Here is a 14,258-nt window from a genome sequence, read left to right as displayed (position 1 = left end):
GAATGCGATCATCTTCGAAGCCATTTATTGCTCCTGATCTTGATGGGGATTGCCGGGACGGCGCCCGCGACGGATGGGCCCGCCGGCAGGCGGACGGTCTGCCGGTGGACCCCGCCGTCCCGGCGCACGCCTTGCGATTGGCACTCTCCATGCGTGAGTGCCAGGCGTCCGCTCGCACTCTACCCACAAATTGCGTGACACGCACATGGTGCGCAGCACGCAATTTGAGATAGGGTCGATCCATGAACGACGACGCCATGGACCTCCGGACGCGGATGAGGCAGACCACCCGGGAGGCCATCAGCCACGCCGCGCTGCGCCTGGCCATCGAGCAGGGCCCCAACGGGCTGGTCCTCGTGCGTGTCCAAGACATCGCTACGGCCGCGGGTGTCTCATCCCGCACGTACAACAACTACTTCTCCAGCAGGGCCGAGGCGATCTGCGCCTTCCAGGCCGACCAGTCCAAGCGCGCGGGGGACGCGCTGAGCTCCCGGCCCGCGGACGAGCCATTGGACGAGGCCCTCATCGCGGCCATGGTCGAGCTCTACACCGACCCCGAGCCCGACAGGGCCGGCCTGCGCATGATCATGTCGACGCCCGAGCTGGAGGGCGAGGCGCTGAAGGCGTTCAGCATGGCGGAGGGCCCGCTCGCCGAGGCGATCGCGGCCCGCACCGGCATCGACCCGGGATATGACCTGTTCCCCGCCGTCACGGCCGCCGCGGTCGCCGGCGCCGTCCGCGTGGCGGGGCGGCACTGGCTCGAGGCCGGCGACAGCGGGTCCTTCGCCGCCATCCTGCGCAGTGCCCTGTCCTGTGTGGTTCCGGCCGCGCCACTCCAGGCCCCGAAGATCAGTGACCGGGCCGCCAATTGAAGCGAAGGACACCCCGACATGCGAGCCAAGGGCATCGGTTACGACACCGGGTTCAGCTTCGACGGCATCACCCGCAGGCCGTTCGACCACGCCGTCGTACGACGCGAACTGCAGATCATCCGCGATGACCTGCACTGCACCGCGGTGCGCCTGTTCGGCGACGACCTGGACCGGCTCGAGTTCGCCGCCGGCCACGCGGCCGACCTGGGACTGGAGGTCTGGTTCTCGCCGTTCACCTACCAGCTCGGCCCGGAGCGGATGCTCGACCTGCTCGCCGACGGTGCCGAGCGCGCCGAGCGGATCCGCCTCGGGGGAGCCGACGTCGTGTTCGTCACCGGGGCCGAGCTGAGCCTGTTCAACCGCGGGTTCCTGCCCGGCGACAGCCTTGAGGAGCGCGTCGGCGCCCTGCTCACTCCCCGGCCGGAGACGCGCGGGCTCCTGGCCGAGGTGCCCGGCCGCATCAACGAATTCCTCGCCAAGGCCGTCACCGTGGTCCGCGAGCGGTTCGGCGGCAAGGTGACCTACGCCTCGATTCCGTTCGAGGGCGTCGACTGGACGCCGTTCGACATCGTGTCGGTCGACGCCCACCGCTCGAAGGAAGTCGCCCATATCTACCAGCAGGGCGTTCGCACACTGGTCGAGCAGGGCAAGCCGGTCGCCATCACCGAGTTCGGCTGCACCACCCACCGCGGCGCGGCCGATCATGGCGCACGCAGCGGAGAGATCGTCGAATACGACGGCGTCACCCCGGTCCGGCTCAACGGCGACTACGTGCGCGACGAGCAGGAGCAGGCCACCTACCTCCGCGAACTGCTGGACGTGTTCACCGCGGAGGGCGTGGACGCCGCCTTCGCGTGCACCTTCGTCTGCTACGGCCTGCCGTACCGCCCCGATCCCCGGGAAGACCTCGACATGGCGAGCTGGGGCGTGGTCAAGATCCTGGAAAACGGCCTCGGCGACACTTACCCCGACATGCCCTGGGAGCCCAAGGCCGCCTTCACCGCGCTCGCCGACTACTACCGCTAGCGAGGCCCTTCGCCAGGGGGAGTGGAACCGAGGTCACCGGCACGGCTGCGCACCGGTACGGCGTGCGGTTGTTCGCTCAGCGCTCCCGCCCCGCGCCGTACCGGTGCGTGATGGGACCTCAGTGGGTGCGCGGCAGCACCTGGATCGTGTCGCCGACGGGGCGCTCACCGGTCGCGTCGGACGGGCGGTTGACGAGGGTGCCGTTCACGACCGTGGTGGAGGAGCCGCCCCCGTCCAGGTTGAGCGCGTCGACCGCGCCGAGGGACCGCATGAAGGCCGCGCCCTCGGCGAGGGTGAAGCCCTCGCTGCCGCCGCTCAGACGGCCGTCCACGGTCACCAGCAGCAGCCGGCCCTGCCGGTCGATGCCCGCCATCGTCCGGGGCTGGCGGTTGTTCGCCCACGCGAAGCCGAAGGAGAGGTCCAGCGGGTCGACGACGCCCTCCGTGGCGGCGTCGATGCGGATCCGCCCGTCCTCCACCAGCGTCGGCGCGGCGCTGACGATGCTGTCGTCCTTGCCCAGCCTGACCTTGCGCCCGTGGTCGTCGCGGATGTCCTCCGTCACGGAGATCTCCGCGCCCACCTTCGCGTGCGCGGTGAGCCAGGAGGCCGCCGGGCCGATGCCCTGGAGCACGGTCTGGCCGGGCGTGACGGTGCCGGTCCGGTCGCCGACTGACACGACCCGGTCCTTGGAGTTCAGCACCACCTGTACGCCGGCGCCGGTCGGGAGGGCGTGGACGTAGTCGTCGGTGAACTTCACCAGTTCGTCGGTCATGGTGCAGGTGGTGTCATGGCGTGGTTCCGCCGTGGGGATCGCCCCCGGTCGGCCGCAGTTCCGCAGCAGTCCGGGCGTGCGGTTCACCCCCTCGACGGCGTGCTCCGCACGGCCGGCGCGCGCGGTCACGGTGGTGGTGAGATCGGCGATCCGGGTGCGCCGGCCGCCGTCCTCAAGGATCAGCGCCGCCCGCGATCCCACCGCCATCGAGGTCAGCTCACCGTCGTAGGCGCCGATGCCCGCCATGGTGCCCTGTACGCCGTCGGCGTCGGAGGTGAGGAAGAAGCCGCCGTTGACGCCCACCAGGGAGCCCAGCTTGGCCGCCACCGAGGAGGTCGTCTCCCGCTGAGCGACGTTGCCGTCGTGGGTGGCCTCGACGGTCCCGTGGAACCTGTGCGGGTCGACGACCGTGACGTTGATGTTCTCCACGTCCGCCGGCTGGTCGGCGTCATAACCGGCCCACTCCACGACGTTGCGGAATCCCGCCGCGGTGACCTGAGACGCCACGCTCCGCGCCGCGTCCTGGGTCGGGTAGGAGCCGATCCGCACCCGTACGCCCATGAGACCGCGCGGCGTGTCGGAGTAGCCCGGCCACGGGATCCTGGTCGACACCGGCTCGAAGCCCGCGGTGCGCAGCCGGTCGGCGGTCTGCGACGCCCACGATTCCGAACCCACCGCGGCCCACGCCTGGGCGCCGGTGAACCGGGCCTTCGTCTCGGCCTGCACGGTGACGGTCCAACCCGGCGCGGCGGCGAGGTTCTTGAGGGTCCCGGTTCGCACCTCCACGCCCGGCGCGACGGTCCGCGTCGTCCACTGCGCCACGGTCCCGGTGCTCGCCGGGGCGATGGTCGCCGGGGTGTCCGCGGCGGCCACTCCCGAGACCGTCAGCGGTGCGACCAGCGCGAGTGCGAGCGCGCCGAGTGCGAGCCGGGCACGAGTGTTGCGACCGCTGCCTGGGCTGTTGTGCATAACACATCCTTCAGACTCGGTGGACGGCCGGATGGGGTAATCCGTTCCGGCCGAAAATGACCAAGTCGAAAGTCCAACGCGACGAAGCGAACGCCGGGGCGGAAGCGAAGGTGCGGACGCGGACAGGAACATGAACGCTCGGTGGCGGCATGCCGCCGAGCAGGACGTCGTGGGGGAGAGGCGGGCCGGCCCCGGGCCGTGGTCTCGTCGCACAAGAGCACGGCGGCGACGCTGGGGAGAGCTTTCGGCGGGCCTCGGACCGTCAGCTCGGCGTCCGAGGTGTACCGCGAATCGACTCGATTAATTGATCTACATTGTAAAGGGCGTCGGTGAAGCAGAATTCAGCGTCCCCTAAAACAAAACCACACCCCTCACCAGACAGTCGCGCGCTGAATACGGCCTATGCACACGCGTACGGCCACTACGGATTTGACGACCCGGAGCCGTGGCGAGGACGGGAAAGGATTGGACGGGATGATGTTCGGGCTTGTAGCTTGCAGTCGACCATGACACCGCCCGAGGAGGTGAGACCCATGAACGCTGTATCGATGTGGGTGCTCTCCCTTCCCGTCACGGTCGGGCGATTGACGTAGGTGTCGCCGGGAGCGCCTCGCCAACAAGGCACTCCCGAAAGGCAACACCTCTATGCACTCTCAGCAGGTCACCGCCAAGCAGCCGTCGAGTGACAGGGTCGAGCGCGACGTCCCCGGCCTCTGGTCGTCGGCCTCCGGCGCCGATCCCGCGCCCCTCATGTTCGACGTGATCATTGCCGGGTGCGGGCCGACCGGTGCGATGCTGGCCGCCGAACTGCGGCTGCACGATGTGCGGGTACTCGTTCTGGAGAAGGAAACCGAGCCCGCGTCGTTCGTCCGCATAGTCGGTCTGCATATTCGCAGTCTCGAGCTGATGGCGATGCGCGGACTGCTGGATCGCATTCGCCGGCATGGAAGACAGCGTCCGGCCGGCGGTTTCTTCGCCGCCATCCCCAAACCCGCGCCCAAGGGCCTGGATTCCGCGTACGCCTATCTGCTGGGTATCCCGCAGCCGGTCATCGAGCATCTACTCGAAGAACATGCGATCGAACTGGGTGCGCAGGTCCGGCGTGGTTGCGCGGTCGCCGGTTTCGAGCAGGACGACGAGGGTGTGACCGTCGAGCTGGCCGACGGGGAACAGCTGCGTTCGCGCTACCTCGTCGGTTGTGACGGCGGGCGCAGTACGGTGCGCAAGCTGCTCGGCGTCGGCTTCCCCGGCGAGCCCTCGCGGACCGAGACGCTGATGGGCGAGATGGAAGTGGGTGTGCCGCAGGAGGAGATCGCCGCGAAGGTGACCGAAATCCGCGAGACCCATCAGCGATTCTGGCTCCGGCCCTTCGGCGAAGGAGTCTATAGCGTCCTGGTCCCCGCCGCGGGAGTCGGCGACCGCGCGCAACCGCCCACCCTCGAGGATTTCCAACAACAGTTGCGGACCATCGCGGGAACCGATTTCGGCGTGCACTCCCCGCGCTGGATGTCCCGCTTCGGGGATGCCACCCGGCTGGCCGAACGTTATCGGGTCGGGCGGGTGCTGCTGGCCGGCGATGCGGCACACATCCATCCACCCATCGGCGGACAGGGCCTCAACCTGGGCGTTCAGGACGCGTTCAACCTCGGCTGGAAACTGGCCGCGCAGATCCGCGGCTGGGCGCCGGAAACACTGCTGGACACCTACCAGGCCGAACGTCATCCGGTCGCCGAGGACGTGCTGGACAACACCCGCGCCCAGATGGAACTGCAGTCCACCGAACCGGGCCCGCAGGCCGTGCGCAGGCTGCTCACCGAACTGATGGACTTCGACGAGGTGAACCGCCATCTGATCGAGAAGATCACCGCGATCGGCATCCGCTACGACTTCGGCGAGGGCCCCGATCTGCTCGGCCGCCGCCTGCGCGACATCGACGTGAAACAGGGACGTCTCTACGGTCTGCTGCATCGCGGCCGCGGCCTGCTGCTGGACCGCACCGAACGCCTGGCCGTCGGCGGCTGGTCCGACCGGGTCGATCACCTCGCGGATCCCACTGCGGTACTGGATGTTCCGTGCGTCCTGCTACGCCCCGACGGCCACGTCGCCTGGATCGGCGACGATCAGCAGGACCTGGACGACCACCTCTCCCGCTGGTTCGGCAAGCCCGCCAACTGATTTCGCCTGAACAGCCGGCCATTGAGACAGTCAAGGTTGCAGTCGCACTTCATGGTGGCGGCAACATCCGTCACTGCAGGTAGCCGTGTCAGCTGTCGGCGGGTGTTCGTGCCACTGGTTGTCCTTCAGGAGTTGTCGTGTGCGGGTGAGGAATGCCTGGCGGACCTCTTCTGGGTGCAGTATCTGGAGTGGTCGGCCGAGGCTGAGCAGGTAGCGGGCCAGGCCGTCGGCGTCTGGCCCGCCGATGTCGATGATCGTGGCGTCATCGCCGTCCGGGTGGTGGACGCCGACCGTTGGTGGTACCAGCCTGCGGGCCTCATCGGCCGGTACGGCCAGGCGGATGGTCACCCGCACCGGGTGGGGCCTCAGCGCGATGCCCGTGCTGACCATCTGTGCTGGATCTGGCGGGTCGGGCAGGGCAGTGGCCTGCCCGACGGCTGTGGCATCGATGATGCGATCGGTACGGAAGGTGCGCCAGTCCTGCCGCGTCAGGTCGTAGGCGAGGAGATACCAGCGGCGGCCGGTGTAGATGAGCCGGTAGGGGTCCACTCGGCGGGTGGACGTCGTTCCGGCCCGGTCGCGGTAGGTCAACTGGGTGCGTTCGCCTCGCCGGCACGCGGTGGCCAGGTCGAGCAGCAGCGCGGGGGCGATCTGGCTGTCGTCGGGTCGTGCGGTGTGGGTGAACGCGGCGTCCAGCTCGCCGAGCCGGTCGGCGATCCTGGACGGCAGCACCTGGCGTAGTTTCAGCAGCGCCGACAGGGCTGCCTGGTCGCTGCCGGAGACTCCGCTGAAGGCGGCGGCGCGCAGCCCGACAGCGACCGCGAGGGCCTCCTCCTCGTCAAGGATCAGTGGCGGAATGCTGGTTCCGGGCCCGAGGTGGTAGCCGCCCCATGGGCCCATCTCCGATTCGATGCCGTAGCCGAGTTCACGTAGCCGGGCGATGTCCCGGCGAACCGTCCGTTCGGTGATCTCCAGCTGGGCGGCAAGATCAGCGGACGTCCAGGACTGCCGCGTTGACAGCAAAGACAGCAGCCGCAGCAGCCGCGCCGAGGTGTTGACCACGGCTAACAGTCTGCTCGATAACCAGGACCGTTTCTGACCGGGTCATACCGTAACGTCGCCGGCATGACCGAGAACTCCTCGGCCGAAAAGTCCATTAGGACGACGATGACCTCCGCCACGGTGCGTTAGATGGCGGGCCCGGATGGGCGCACGTAACCGACGAGGGGCAGGACCCATGGAAGCACGCATGAAGAGCGTGGCGAATCCCGACGTGATCACAGCGATCCAGCATCTCCACAAGGCGATTCACGCCGGTGGCGTCGACCCGCTCGTGCTCGAGTTGGTCCATCTGCGGGCCAGTCAGATCAACGGCTGCAGCCCGTGTGTGTTCGCCGGCGTCCAGTCGGCGAAGAAGCATGGAGAGACCGAGGAGCGGCTGCACAACGTGGTCACCTGGCGCGATACCCCGTTCTTCACCGAGGATGAGCGGGCGGCGCTTGCGCTGACCGAGGCCGCCACCCGGATCCAGGACGGCGCGCCGGGCGTGACCGACGAGATCTGGGACGATGCTGCCACCCACTTCGACGAGAACCAGATGTCCGCGATCATCCTGAACATCGCACTCACCAACTTCTTCAACCGGATCAACCACACGATCCGGGAGCAGGCCGGCAAGACCTGGTGAAGGCGGCCGGGCGTCATCCGTCCAGAGGCCGCGGTGGTGACGTGGCGAAGGACGTGATCGGCCGGCTCCACCGCTGACCGATCGAGCGCCGCTTCCGGCAGGCGCCCGTCCTGGGCTCCCACCTTCGGGTGACCACCGACAACCATCCCTTTGATGATCATCAGGGGCACATGACGATGAGCGACGAACTACTGGAACTGACCGTTACCGATGTCCGAGCCTGGCGGGAGTGGCTCAGCGAGCACCACGACAGCTCGGCAGGGGTGTGGCTGGTCCTCGCCAAGCAGAACACGACCCGGCCCACCAGCCTGACCTATGACCAGGCGCTCGACGAAGCCCTGTGCCACGGCTGGATCGATGGTCATCTACGACGGCGGGATGAGATCACCTTCTGCCGGCGCTTCACCCCTCGCGGAAGGCAAAGTCCCTGGTCGGCGCGGAACGTTTCCATCGTCACCCGTCTGATCAGCGAGGGCCGGATGCATCCGGCCGGAATGACCGAGGTCGAACGCGCCAAGGCCGACGGCCGCTGGGACACGGCCTACGCGGGACAAGCCGGCATCGAGGTACCAGCCGACCTGGCCGCCGCATTGGCCGCGAAACCCCAGGCACAAGCGATGTTCGACATCCTCACCTCCCAAAACCGCTACGCCGTTCTCTATCGGATCGCGAACGCCAAACGCGCCGAGACCCGAGCCCGCCGTATCACCCAGTTCGTTGACATGCTCGCCCGCGGCGAGACGATCCATCCACAAAAGCGTGCCCTCGGCAGTTGAATGCGGGCCCACTCCTCTCCCCGCCTCGCTCCTCCAAGCCCACGCACTCGGCAAGTACTGCGCGATCGCCTCCGGCACCCGGTTCCTTGTTCCGCCATACGCCATCGTGGGTGGCAACCCTGCGACCGTCATCAGGAAGCGCTTCGCCGACGCCGACGTCGACCGACTGTTGCGGGCGGCCTGGTGGGACTGGCCGGTCGATCTCGTCACTGAGCACCTACGCACGATCATGGCGGGCACTCCCGCCGAGATCGAGCGGATCGCCGCCACCCGGAAAGTAGTGGAATGAACGCGCCGATCGGGAACGGACCCCGATCGGCGCGTCACGGACGGCAGGCGGCGGTATCAGCCCAGATGGCGGGCGAAGAATCGCAACGCGCTGTCGGCCTCGAAGGCCGGCACGTCCCCGTGTTTGCCGGGGTTGGCGTGCAGCGTCTTCTCACCTGAGGCCAGGGCGTCGAACAGCGCCAGGGCATCCTCGCGGGGAATCAGCTCGTCGTCCCACTGCATCATGAACTGCACGGGCACGGCGACCCCGGCGGCGGCCTCCGCCGAGGCCGACGACGTCCCGCTCAGCCCCAGCACCGCCGCGCGGATCCGCGGCTCGGCGGCGACCAACGGGATGCCGAGGGCGCAGCCCAGCGACATGCCCCAGTAACCCACTGGGCCCAGATTCCCGAGCGCGTCCAGGACCGAGCGCCATTCCGGGACGGTCTGGGCGGCCAGCAGCGCGTGGAACTCGGCCAGTAGCGGGAGCGGGTCGCCTGCGCCGGACATGCGGGCCCGCATCTCGGTGATGATCTGGTCGTGTTCGGCGGTCTTGGGCCGGTCGCCGTGGGCGGGGGCGTCGATGGCCGCTGCTGCGAACCCGTAGGCCGCCAGCCGGATGGCGCGGGCCACCACGCCAGGGGCCTGCTTGTGCTGTCCGCCGCCGTGTCCGATGAGGATCAGGGCACCGGGTTCGGCGTCGTCAGGCGTCCACAGCACGCCGGGGAGCTCGCCGAGGGTGAAGGATCGTTCGGTGACGCCGTCAGTCGACGTCTGAGAGGTGAAGCGCATAGCGTTTCAAGCCTTTCGGGATGCCTTGTGCGGGCGCTCCCTAGGCCATGCAAGGGAGGGAGCCCCGACCTGTCACTGCGTTGATCGGTCTCACCTCCTCCGGTTCGATACGGGCGCAAAGCGACGCCGAATGTATCACACCGATCAAGTTCCGTTACTCGGCCGGGCCGTGTCTCGGTGCCGCGCGGACATGCGCGCGTTCGCCTTGTTTCCCGATGAGACTCAGGTACTCGACGGGTCCGGCGCCGGTGGCCCCGAACCAGTGCGGGGTGCGCGTGTCGAACTCCGCGGCCTCCCCGGGCTTGAGGATGAGGTCGTGTTCGCCGAGCACAAGGCGGAGTGTTCCGTTGAGGACATAGACCCAGTCGTAGCCCTCATGGGTGCGCAGGTCGGGCTCGGCGTCGTCGCTTCCGGCCGGGAGGACGAACTTGTAGGCCTGGATTCCTCCCGGCCTGCGGGTCAGCGGCAGGATGACCGAGCCGTCGCTGCAGGGGATGGGACGCAGATTGATGCGGGGATCGCCGGTCGGCGGCGCATCGACGAGTTCGTCGAGTGTGACCCCGTAGGCGCGAGCGAGCGGAAGCAGCTGCTCGAGCGTGGGACGTCGCAGGCCCGCCTCGAGCCGGGACAAGGTGCTGGTGGAGATGCCGGTCTCCTCCGCGAGGTCGGCGAGCGTGACGTCGCGATGCAGCCGGAGGCGCTTCAACCGCGGTCCGACAGCGTCAAGCGTGCGGTCGATGGCTTCATCCACCCCTTCATTTTGCCATTTGGCAACAACGTTTGCACATCCGCTTTCCTATCAGCACCATGAAGGACGAACCGAGGCACGGCACCCGCAGAGGGGGTGCGCGATCCGTCGGCGCGGGTGAGCCCGGCGGAGTTTCGGGACGTGGCCGCGACGAGGTCGCCCGCTACGGCGGAGGGATCATCGCGAACGAGGAGGACGACCTATGACGCACGAGTTCGACAAGGAATTCTGGGAGCGGCACTGGCAACAGGGGCCGGCCGGGGGCCCCGGATCCATGGGCGGCAACCCGCCGAACCCGTACCTCGTTCGTGAGACCAGCGGCCTGACACCCGGCACGGCACTGGACGCGGGGTGTGGCGGCGGTGCCGAGGCGATCCGGCTCGCCTCCCACGGCTGGCACGTCACCGCTGCCGACATCTCGTCGGAGGCCCTTGCTCGCGCTGCCGAGCGGGCGGCGACGAGCGGGGCCCTTGAGCGCTTGCGGTGGGTTGAGGCGGATCTGAGTGTCTGGAGCCCGGAGGCGCAGTTCGACCTGGTCATGACCCACTACGCCCACCCGGCGATGCCCCAGTTGGAGTTCTACGACCGCATCGCCGAATGGGTGGCTCCCGGCGGCACGCTGTTCATCGTGGGGCACCTGTACTCTCCGGGCTCTACCGGCCACGGGCACAATCCTCCCGCCGAAGCGTCGGCCACGTCCGCGGCCATCACCGCGCGCATGGACGGCAGGGAGTGGGAGATCGTCACCGCCGAGGAGCATCTCCGCACTCTCACCGGCCATGGGAGCCGAGCGGTTCCCCTCCACGATGTCGTCGTGCGCGCCACCCGGCGCCGGTGATCACACGCCGGCGGTGTCGGTGAAGATCTTCACGACTCCTCCTTCAGTGAGTCCAGGATCTCCAGGTAGTGCGGGTTGTACATCAGGCCCAGGACGTTGCCCCAGGGGTCGATCACGGAGGCGGTGATGAATCCGGTGCCCCGGTCGCGCGGCGAGTCGTGCTCCTTGGCCCCCATCGCGACGAGCCTTTCCAGAGCCGCGGGGACGTCGTCGACGTGCCAGTAGACCACGGCGCCCGCCGGCCTTCCGATCGTGTCGGGATCGGCGGTCCGGGCCAGCTCGCTCCCGGCGTAGGTGCTGTGGACGACGCCGAACTCGTGCTGGTAGTCGCCGATGCGCCACTCCATGTACGCCGGGGTGTCCAGGTAGGGCGGGATCCCGAACAGCTCGGTGTACCAGCGCTTGGTCGCCTCGAAGTCGGGAGAGTAGAAGGTGACGGTGGTGAGTCCTCGCAACATTTCCGTTTTCCTCTCTCGCGGGTCTGTGACCATCCTCGCATTTAAAGTGCTCACCAATTGAGCACTTTAAATGCGAGGATGAGGACATGCGCGCCGACCGTCTCGTAGCTGCTCTCCTGCTGCTCCAAGCGCGTGGCCGGGTGACCGCTTTCGAGTTGGCCGAGGAGCTGGAGATCTCCGTGGCCACTGCCCGCCGCGACCTGGAGGCCCTGTCCGCCGCCGGAATTCCGGTCTATCCGCAGCCGGGCCGCGGCGGTGGCTGGTCGCTCGTCGGTGGCGCGCGCACGGATCTCAGCGGGCTGAACGCGGCCGAGTCCCAGGCCCTTTTCCTGCTCCTCGGCCCGGCCGGCTCAGGTGATCCCGAGCTGTCCTCCGCCCTGCGCAAGCTCATTCGCGCTCTGCCCGCCACGTTCCGCTCCGACGCCGAGGCGGCGGTCCGGGCCGTCGTGTCCGACTCGGCGGGTTGGGGCGAGCAGGACCGTGAGCCGCCTGCCCTCATGCGGTCCCTGCGGAACGCCGTCGTGCGCAGGCTCAAGGTACGGCTGGAGTACAGCGGCAGGGGTGGGCGGTCGACGGAGCGTACGGTCGATCCCCTGGGCCTGGTCGACAAGGACGGGGTCTGGTATCTCCTCGCGGGCACGGAAGCCGGTCAGCGGACGTTTCGCGTCGACCGCGTCACTTCCGCGGAGGTCACGGATCTCCCCGCCCAGCGACCTGACGACTTCGACCTGTCGGCGGAGTGGTCGCGTGTGGTGGCGGAGATGGAGCAGCGGCGTTCGCTCGTCTCGGCCGTGGTGCTGATCGACGCCCGGTTCCTCCCGGTGCTCCGCTCGCATTTCGGACGGCACTGCGAAGTCATCGGACAGGACGGCGGGCGGGTCCGGGCGCGGGTGGCGGCGCACATGGCACGTTCGATCGCCGAGCGACTGGCCGGGTGGGGCGCGATGGTCGAGGTGGTGGAGCCGGAGTCGGTACGCGCCGAGCTCGCCAGGATCGGCCTGGAGCTGACCGGGCGTTACGCCAAGGGGCCGGACGTCGCCTGAGCACGCGAAGCGCCGCCAGTCCGCCGGGAACGGGTCGCAGGAGGGTCATCGAGGGTCGCCGCCACGTGCCGGGGCGCCGGTTCGGCTCCAGCCGAGTGGCGCATCGGCTAGCGGGGGCGGAAGCCGTCGAACATGAACGCCAGGGCGCGGGTGCGCATCCGCTCGTCCCAGTGATTGCGTTCGGCGGCCAGGCAAGCGGCCGCCAGCAGAGCCAGCAGTTCCGGCATCGCGAGGTCGTCACGTACGGTGCCCGCGTGCTGGGCGCGGGTCAGCAGTGTCTCGATGGCGTTGACCATGTCGCGTTGCAGATCGCCCATGTGCGTCTTCACGTTCACTCCTGCATCGGCGAGAGCGTCCACGAGCATCTTCTTGTCGGTGGAATCGGCCACGACGCGGGTGAAGAAGCCGAAGAACGCCGCCGCGGCGTCCTGGGCGGCGGCGAGCGCGCGGGCCTCGTCGACGAGTCTGCGGACCCGTTCGATGACGATCGCCTCGTACAGCGCCTCTTTTGTGGGGAACTGCCGGTAGATCGTCGCCAGCCCGACTCCGGCCTGGCGCGCGACCTCTCTCAGTGAGGCCGTCATCCCGTCTCGGGCCAGGACGAGTTCCGCCGCCTCCAGGACGCGGGCGCGATTGCGCCGGGCATCGGCGCGTAGCGGCCGGGATGTGTCGGTCACGGTCCCTCCTTGCTAAGCGGATCAGGTGTTCCGTATATTTGCCGAACCGGATCGGGTGATCCGGTTGAGATGATAGCGAGGAGCGCACGTGGACTACGTGACGATGGGCCGATCGGGACTCAAGGTGTCCCGGGCCTGCCTGGGCACCATGAACTTCGGCTCGGGCGACCATCCCCTCGCCGGCTGCGGCGAGGGCGAGGCCGCGCAGATCATCGGCGCGTTCCTGGACCGCGGGAACAACTTCGTCGACACCGCCGACGCCTATACCGGCGGCCAGTCGGAGGAGGTCGTGGGCCGGGCGATCAAAGGCAGGCGCGACGAAGTGGTGCTGGCCACCAAGGGGTTCATGCGCCAGGGCCATGGGCCCAACCACCGAGGACTGTCGCGCGCCCATCTGACCAGGGCCTTGGAGGCCAGCCTGCTGCGCCTCGGCACCGATCACATCGACCTCTACCAGTGCCACGGCTGGGACGACACCACGCCGATCGAGGAGACCATGGCCACGCTGGACGGCTTCGTGCGGTCCGGCAAGGTCCGTTACATCGGTTGCTCCAACTTCACCGCCGCGCAGATCGTGGAGGCGCAGTGGGCCGCCGACCGAGCCGGGACGACGCCGTTCATCAGTCTGCAGCCGCAGTACTCACTGATCGCCCGCAGCATCGAGGCCGAGATCCTGCCGACGTGCGAGCGACACGGGCTCGGCACCCTGGTCTACTCTCCGCTGGGCAGCGGCGTCCTGACCGGCCGCTACGGCCGGGACAACGACCCGGACGAGGACAGCCGCCTGGGCCGGTTCCTGAAAGCGGGGATCCCCGCTGCCCGCACGTGGGCCCAGGAACTGCTGAGCGACCGCAATCTGGACATCGTCGAAGAGGTCAGGACGGTCGCGGCCGAACTCGGCACCACGTCGACCGCGGTGGCGCTGGCCTGGGTGCGGCAGCGTCCCGGCGTGACCTCCGTGATCATCGGGCCACGCACCCCGGAGCAGCTGGACGGCGCCTTGGCAAGCCTGACCCTCGACCTGCCCGCGGAGACCCTCGCCCGCCTTGACGAGGTCTCCCAGACCACGACGATCCCCCTCGTCAACGGGGTGAACGATCCCACCCGCCCGGCCGCCACGCGGCCGGGCAGGTCATGACCGCCCCTGTGCATCGGGGT

The 14,258-nt window shown here is 68.6% G+C and carries 15 protein-coding genes and 1 pseudogene; 10 read left to right on the top strand and 6 right to left on the bottom strand.

Going from position 1 to position 14,258, the window contains the following annotated elements:
* The first annotated feature begins 242 nt into the window (after window positions 1–242).
* Both Psi02_RS36660 and Psi02_RS36655 read left to right on the top strand, forming a co-directional pair.
* A complete protein-coding gene (locus tag Psi02_RS36660; protein ID WP_203980457.1) occupies window positions 243–872 on the top strand; it encodes a TetR/AcrR family transcriptional regulator in 630 nt (209 codons plus the stop codon).
* 18 nt (window positions 873–890) lie between these two features.
* The gene (locus Psi02_RS36655) at window positions 891–1,898 is read left to right on the top strand and encodes a glycoside hydrolase family 113 protein (RefSeq protein ID WP_239095468.1); all 1,008 of its coding nucleotides are present in this window, start codon (window positions 891–893) and stop codon (window positions 1,896–1,898) included.
* Between the two features lie 118 nt (window positions 1,899–2,016).
* On the opposite strand, the gene Psi02_RS36650 is transcribed toward Psi02_RS36655, so the two are convergent.
* Window positions 2,017–3,639 carry a phosphodiester glycosidase family protein gene (locus Psi02_RS36650; protein ID WP_203980456.1) on the bottom strand — a complete coding sequence of 541 codons (1,623 nt, stop codon included), beginning with the start codon at window positions 3,637–3,639 and terminating at the stop codon, window positions 2,017–2,019.
* Between the two features lie 750 nt (window positions 3,640–4,389).
* On the opposite strand from Psi02_RS36650, the gene rox reads away from it, so the two are divergent.
* The gene (gene rox, locus Psi02_RS36645; RefSeq protein WP_203980463.1) at window positions 4,390–5,814 is read left to right on the top strand and encodes a rifampin monooxygenase; all 1,425 of its coding nucleotides are present in this window, start codon (window positions 4,390–4,392) and stop codon (window positions 5,812–5,814) included.
* A gap of 30 nt (window positions 5,815–5,844) precedes the next feature.
* On the opposite strand, the gene Psi02_RS36640 is transcribed toward rox, so the two are convergent.
* Complete coding sequence (locus Psi02_RS36640; protein ID WP_203980455.1) at window positions 5,845–6,876, bottom strand: helix-turn-helix transcriptional regulator; 1,032 nt, start codon at window positions 6,874–6,876, stop codon at window positions 5,845–5,847.
* 187 nt (window positions 6,877–7,063) lie between these two features.
* Here Psi02_RS36640 and Psi02_RS36635 point away from each other — a divergent pair, with 187 nt between their 5' ends.
* From Psi02_RS36635 to Psi02_RS41270, 3 genes and pseudogenes are all read left to right on the top strand, one after another.
* Window positions 7,064–7,501, top strand: coding sequence for a carboxymuconolactone decarboxylase family protein (locus Psi02_RS36635; protein ID WP_308442303.1), 438 nt, complete (start codon window positions 7,064–7,066; stop codon window positions 7,499–7,501).
* 128 nt (window positions 7,502–7,629) lie between these two features.
* A complete protein-coding gene (locus Psi02_RS36630) occupies window positions 7,630–8,277 on the top strand; it encodes a YdeI/OmpD-associated family protein (protein ID WP_203980453.1) in 648 nt (215 codons plus the stop codon).
* An 88-nt stretch (window positions 8,278–8,365) separates the two neighbouring features.
* A pseudogene (locus Psi02_RS41270) lies at window positions 8,366–8,476 on the top strand (antibiotic acetyltransferase); the annotation flags it as partial.
* A gap of 146 nt (window positions 8,477–8,622) precedes the next feature.
* Here Psi02_RS41270 and Psi02_RS36620 read toward each other — a convergent pair.
* Window positions 8,623–9,336 (bottom strand): dienelactone hydrolase family protein, encoded by a 714-nt coding sequence (locus Psi02_RS36620; RefSeq protein WP_203980451.1) that lies wholly within the window; start codon window positions 9,334–9,336, stop codon window positions 8,623–8,625.
* A 154-nt stretch (window positions 9,337–9,490) separates the two neighbouring features.
* Window positions 9,491–10,087, bottom strand: coding sequence for a helix-turn-helix domain-containing protein (locus tag Psi02_RS36615; RefSeq protein WP_203980450.1), 597 nt, complete (start codon window positions 10,085–10,087; stop codon window positions 9,491–9,493).
* A gap of 56 nt (window positions 10,088–10,143) precedes the next feature.
* Between Psi02_RS36615 and Psi02_RS36610 the strand changes: the two genes are divergently transcribed.
* Window positions 10,144–10,290 (top strand): hypothetical protein, encoded by a 147-nt coding sequence (locus Psi02_RS36610; RefSeq protein ID WP_203980449.1) that lies wholly within the window; start codon window positions 10,144–10,146, stop codon window positions 10,288–10,290.
* On the top strand, window positions 10,287–10,922 hold the full coding sequence (locus Psi02_RS36605) for a class I SAM-dependent methyltransferase (protein ID WP_203980448.1): 636 nt from the start codon (window positions 10,287–10,289) through the stop codon (window positions 10,920–10,922). Before Psi02_RS36610 ends, Psi02_RS36605 begins: the two co-directional genes overlap by 4 nt.
* Window positions 10,923–10,951: 29 nt before the next feature.
* Here the strand turns inward: Psi02_RS36605 and Psi02_RS36600 are convergent, their stop codons facing one another.
* Window positions 10,952–11,380, bottom strand: a complete 429-nt coding sequence (locus Psi02_RS36600) for a VOC family protein (protein ID WP_203980447.1) — start codon at window positions 11,378–11,380, stop codon at window positions 10,952–10,954.
* Window positions 11,381–11,466: 86 nt separating this feature from the next.
* Here Psi02_RS36600 and Psi02_RS36595 point away from each other — a divergent pair, with 86 nt between their 5' ends.
* Complete coding sequence (locus Psi02_RS36595; protein WP_203980446.1) at window positions 11,467–12,423, top strand: helix-turn-helix transcriptional regulator; 957 nt, start codon at window positions 11,467–11,469, stop codon at window positions 12,421–12,423.
* Between the two features lie 107 nt (window positions 12,424–12,530).
* Here the strand turns inward: Psi02_RS36595 and Psi02_RS36590 are convergent, their stop codons facing one another.
* Window positions 12,531–13,100 carry a TetR/AcrR family transcriptional regulator gene (locus Psi02_RS36590; protein ID WP_203980445.1) on the bottom strand — a complete coding sequence of 190 codons (570 nt, stop codon included), beginning with the start codon at window positions 13,098–13,100 and terminating at the stop codon, window positions 12,531–12,533.
* A gap of 88 nt (window positions 13,101–13,188) precedes the next feature.
* Here Psi02_RS36590 and Psi02_RS36585 point away from each other — a divergent pair, with 88 nt between their 5' ends.
* The gene (locus tag Psi02_RS36585) at window positions 13,189–14,238 is read left to right on the top strand and encodes an aldo/keto reductase (RefSeq protein ID WP_203980444.1); all 1,050 of its coding nucleotides are present in this window, start codon (window positions 13,189–13,191) and stop codon (window positions 14,236–14,238) included.
* The last annotated feature ends 20 nt before the right edge of the window (window positions 14,239–14,258 follow it).

Origin of the sequence: Planotetraspora silvatica (genome assembly GCF_016863315.1) — a bacterium.
GTDB lineage: Bacteria > Actinomycetota > Actinomycetes > Streptosporangiales > Streptosporangiaceae > Planotetraspora > Planotetraspora silvatica.
This window is presented reverse-complemented; position numbering and strand designations above follow the sequence as displayed.

What these genes read in the sequence shown, in the direction of transcription:
- Psi02_RS36620 (WP_203980451.1), bottom strand. Translation starts at nt 9,336, where the DNA reads ATGCGCTTCACCTCTCAGACGTCGACTGACGGCGTCACCGAACGATCC.
- Psi02_RS36595 (WP_203980446.1), top strand. Translation starts at nt 11,467, where the DNA reads ATGCGCGCCGACCGTCTCGTAGCTGCTCTCCTGCTGCTCCAAGCGCGT.
- Psi02_RS36610 (WP_203980449.1), top strand. Translation starts at nt 10,144, where the DNA reads ATGAAGGACGAACCGAGGCACGGCACCCGCAGAGGGGGTGCGCGATCC.
- Psi02_RS36660 (WP_203980457.1), top strand. Translation starts at nt 243, where the DNA reads ATGAACGACGACGCCATGGACCTCCGGACGCGGATGAGGCAGACCACC.
- Psi02_RS36605 (WP_203980448.1), top strand. Translation starts at nt 10,287, where the DNA reads ATGACGCACGAGTTCGACAAGGAATTCTGGGAGCGGCACTGGCAACAG.
- Psi02_RS36655 (WP_239095468.1), top strand. Translation starts at nt 891, where the DNA reads ATGCGAGCCAAGGGCATCGGTTACGACACCGGGTTCAGCTTCGACGGC.
- Psi02_RS36650 (WP_203980456.1), bottom strand. Translation starts at nt 3,639, where the DNA reads ATGCACAACAGCCCAGGCAGCGGTCGCAACACTCGTGCCCGGCTCGCA.
- Psi02_RS36635 (WP_308442303.1), top strand. Translation starts at nt 7,064, where the DNA reads ATGAAGAGCGTGGCGAATCCCGACGTGATCACAGCGATCCAGCATCTC.
- Psi02_RS36600 (WP_203980447.1), bottom strand. Translation starts at nt 11,380, where the DNA reads ATGTTGCGAGGACTCACCACCGTCACCTTCTACTCTCCCGACTTCGAG.
- rox (WP_203980463.1), top strand. Translation starts at nt 4,390, where the DNA reads ATGTTCGACGTGATCATTGCCGGGTGCGGGCCGACCGGTGCGATGCTG.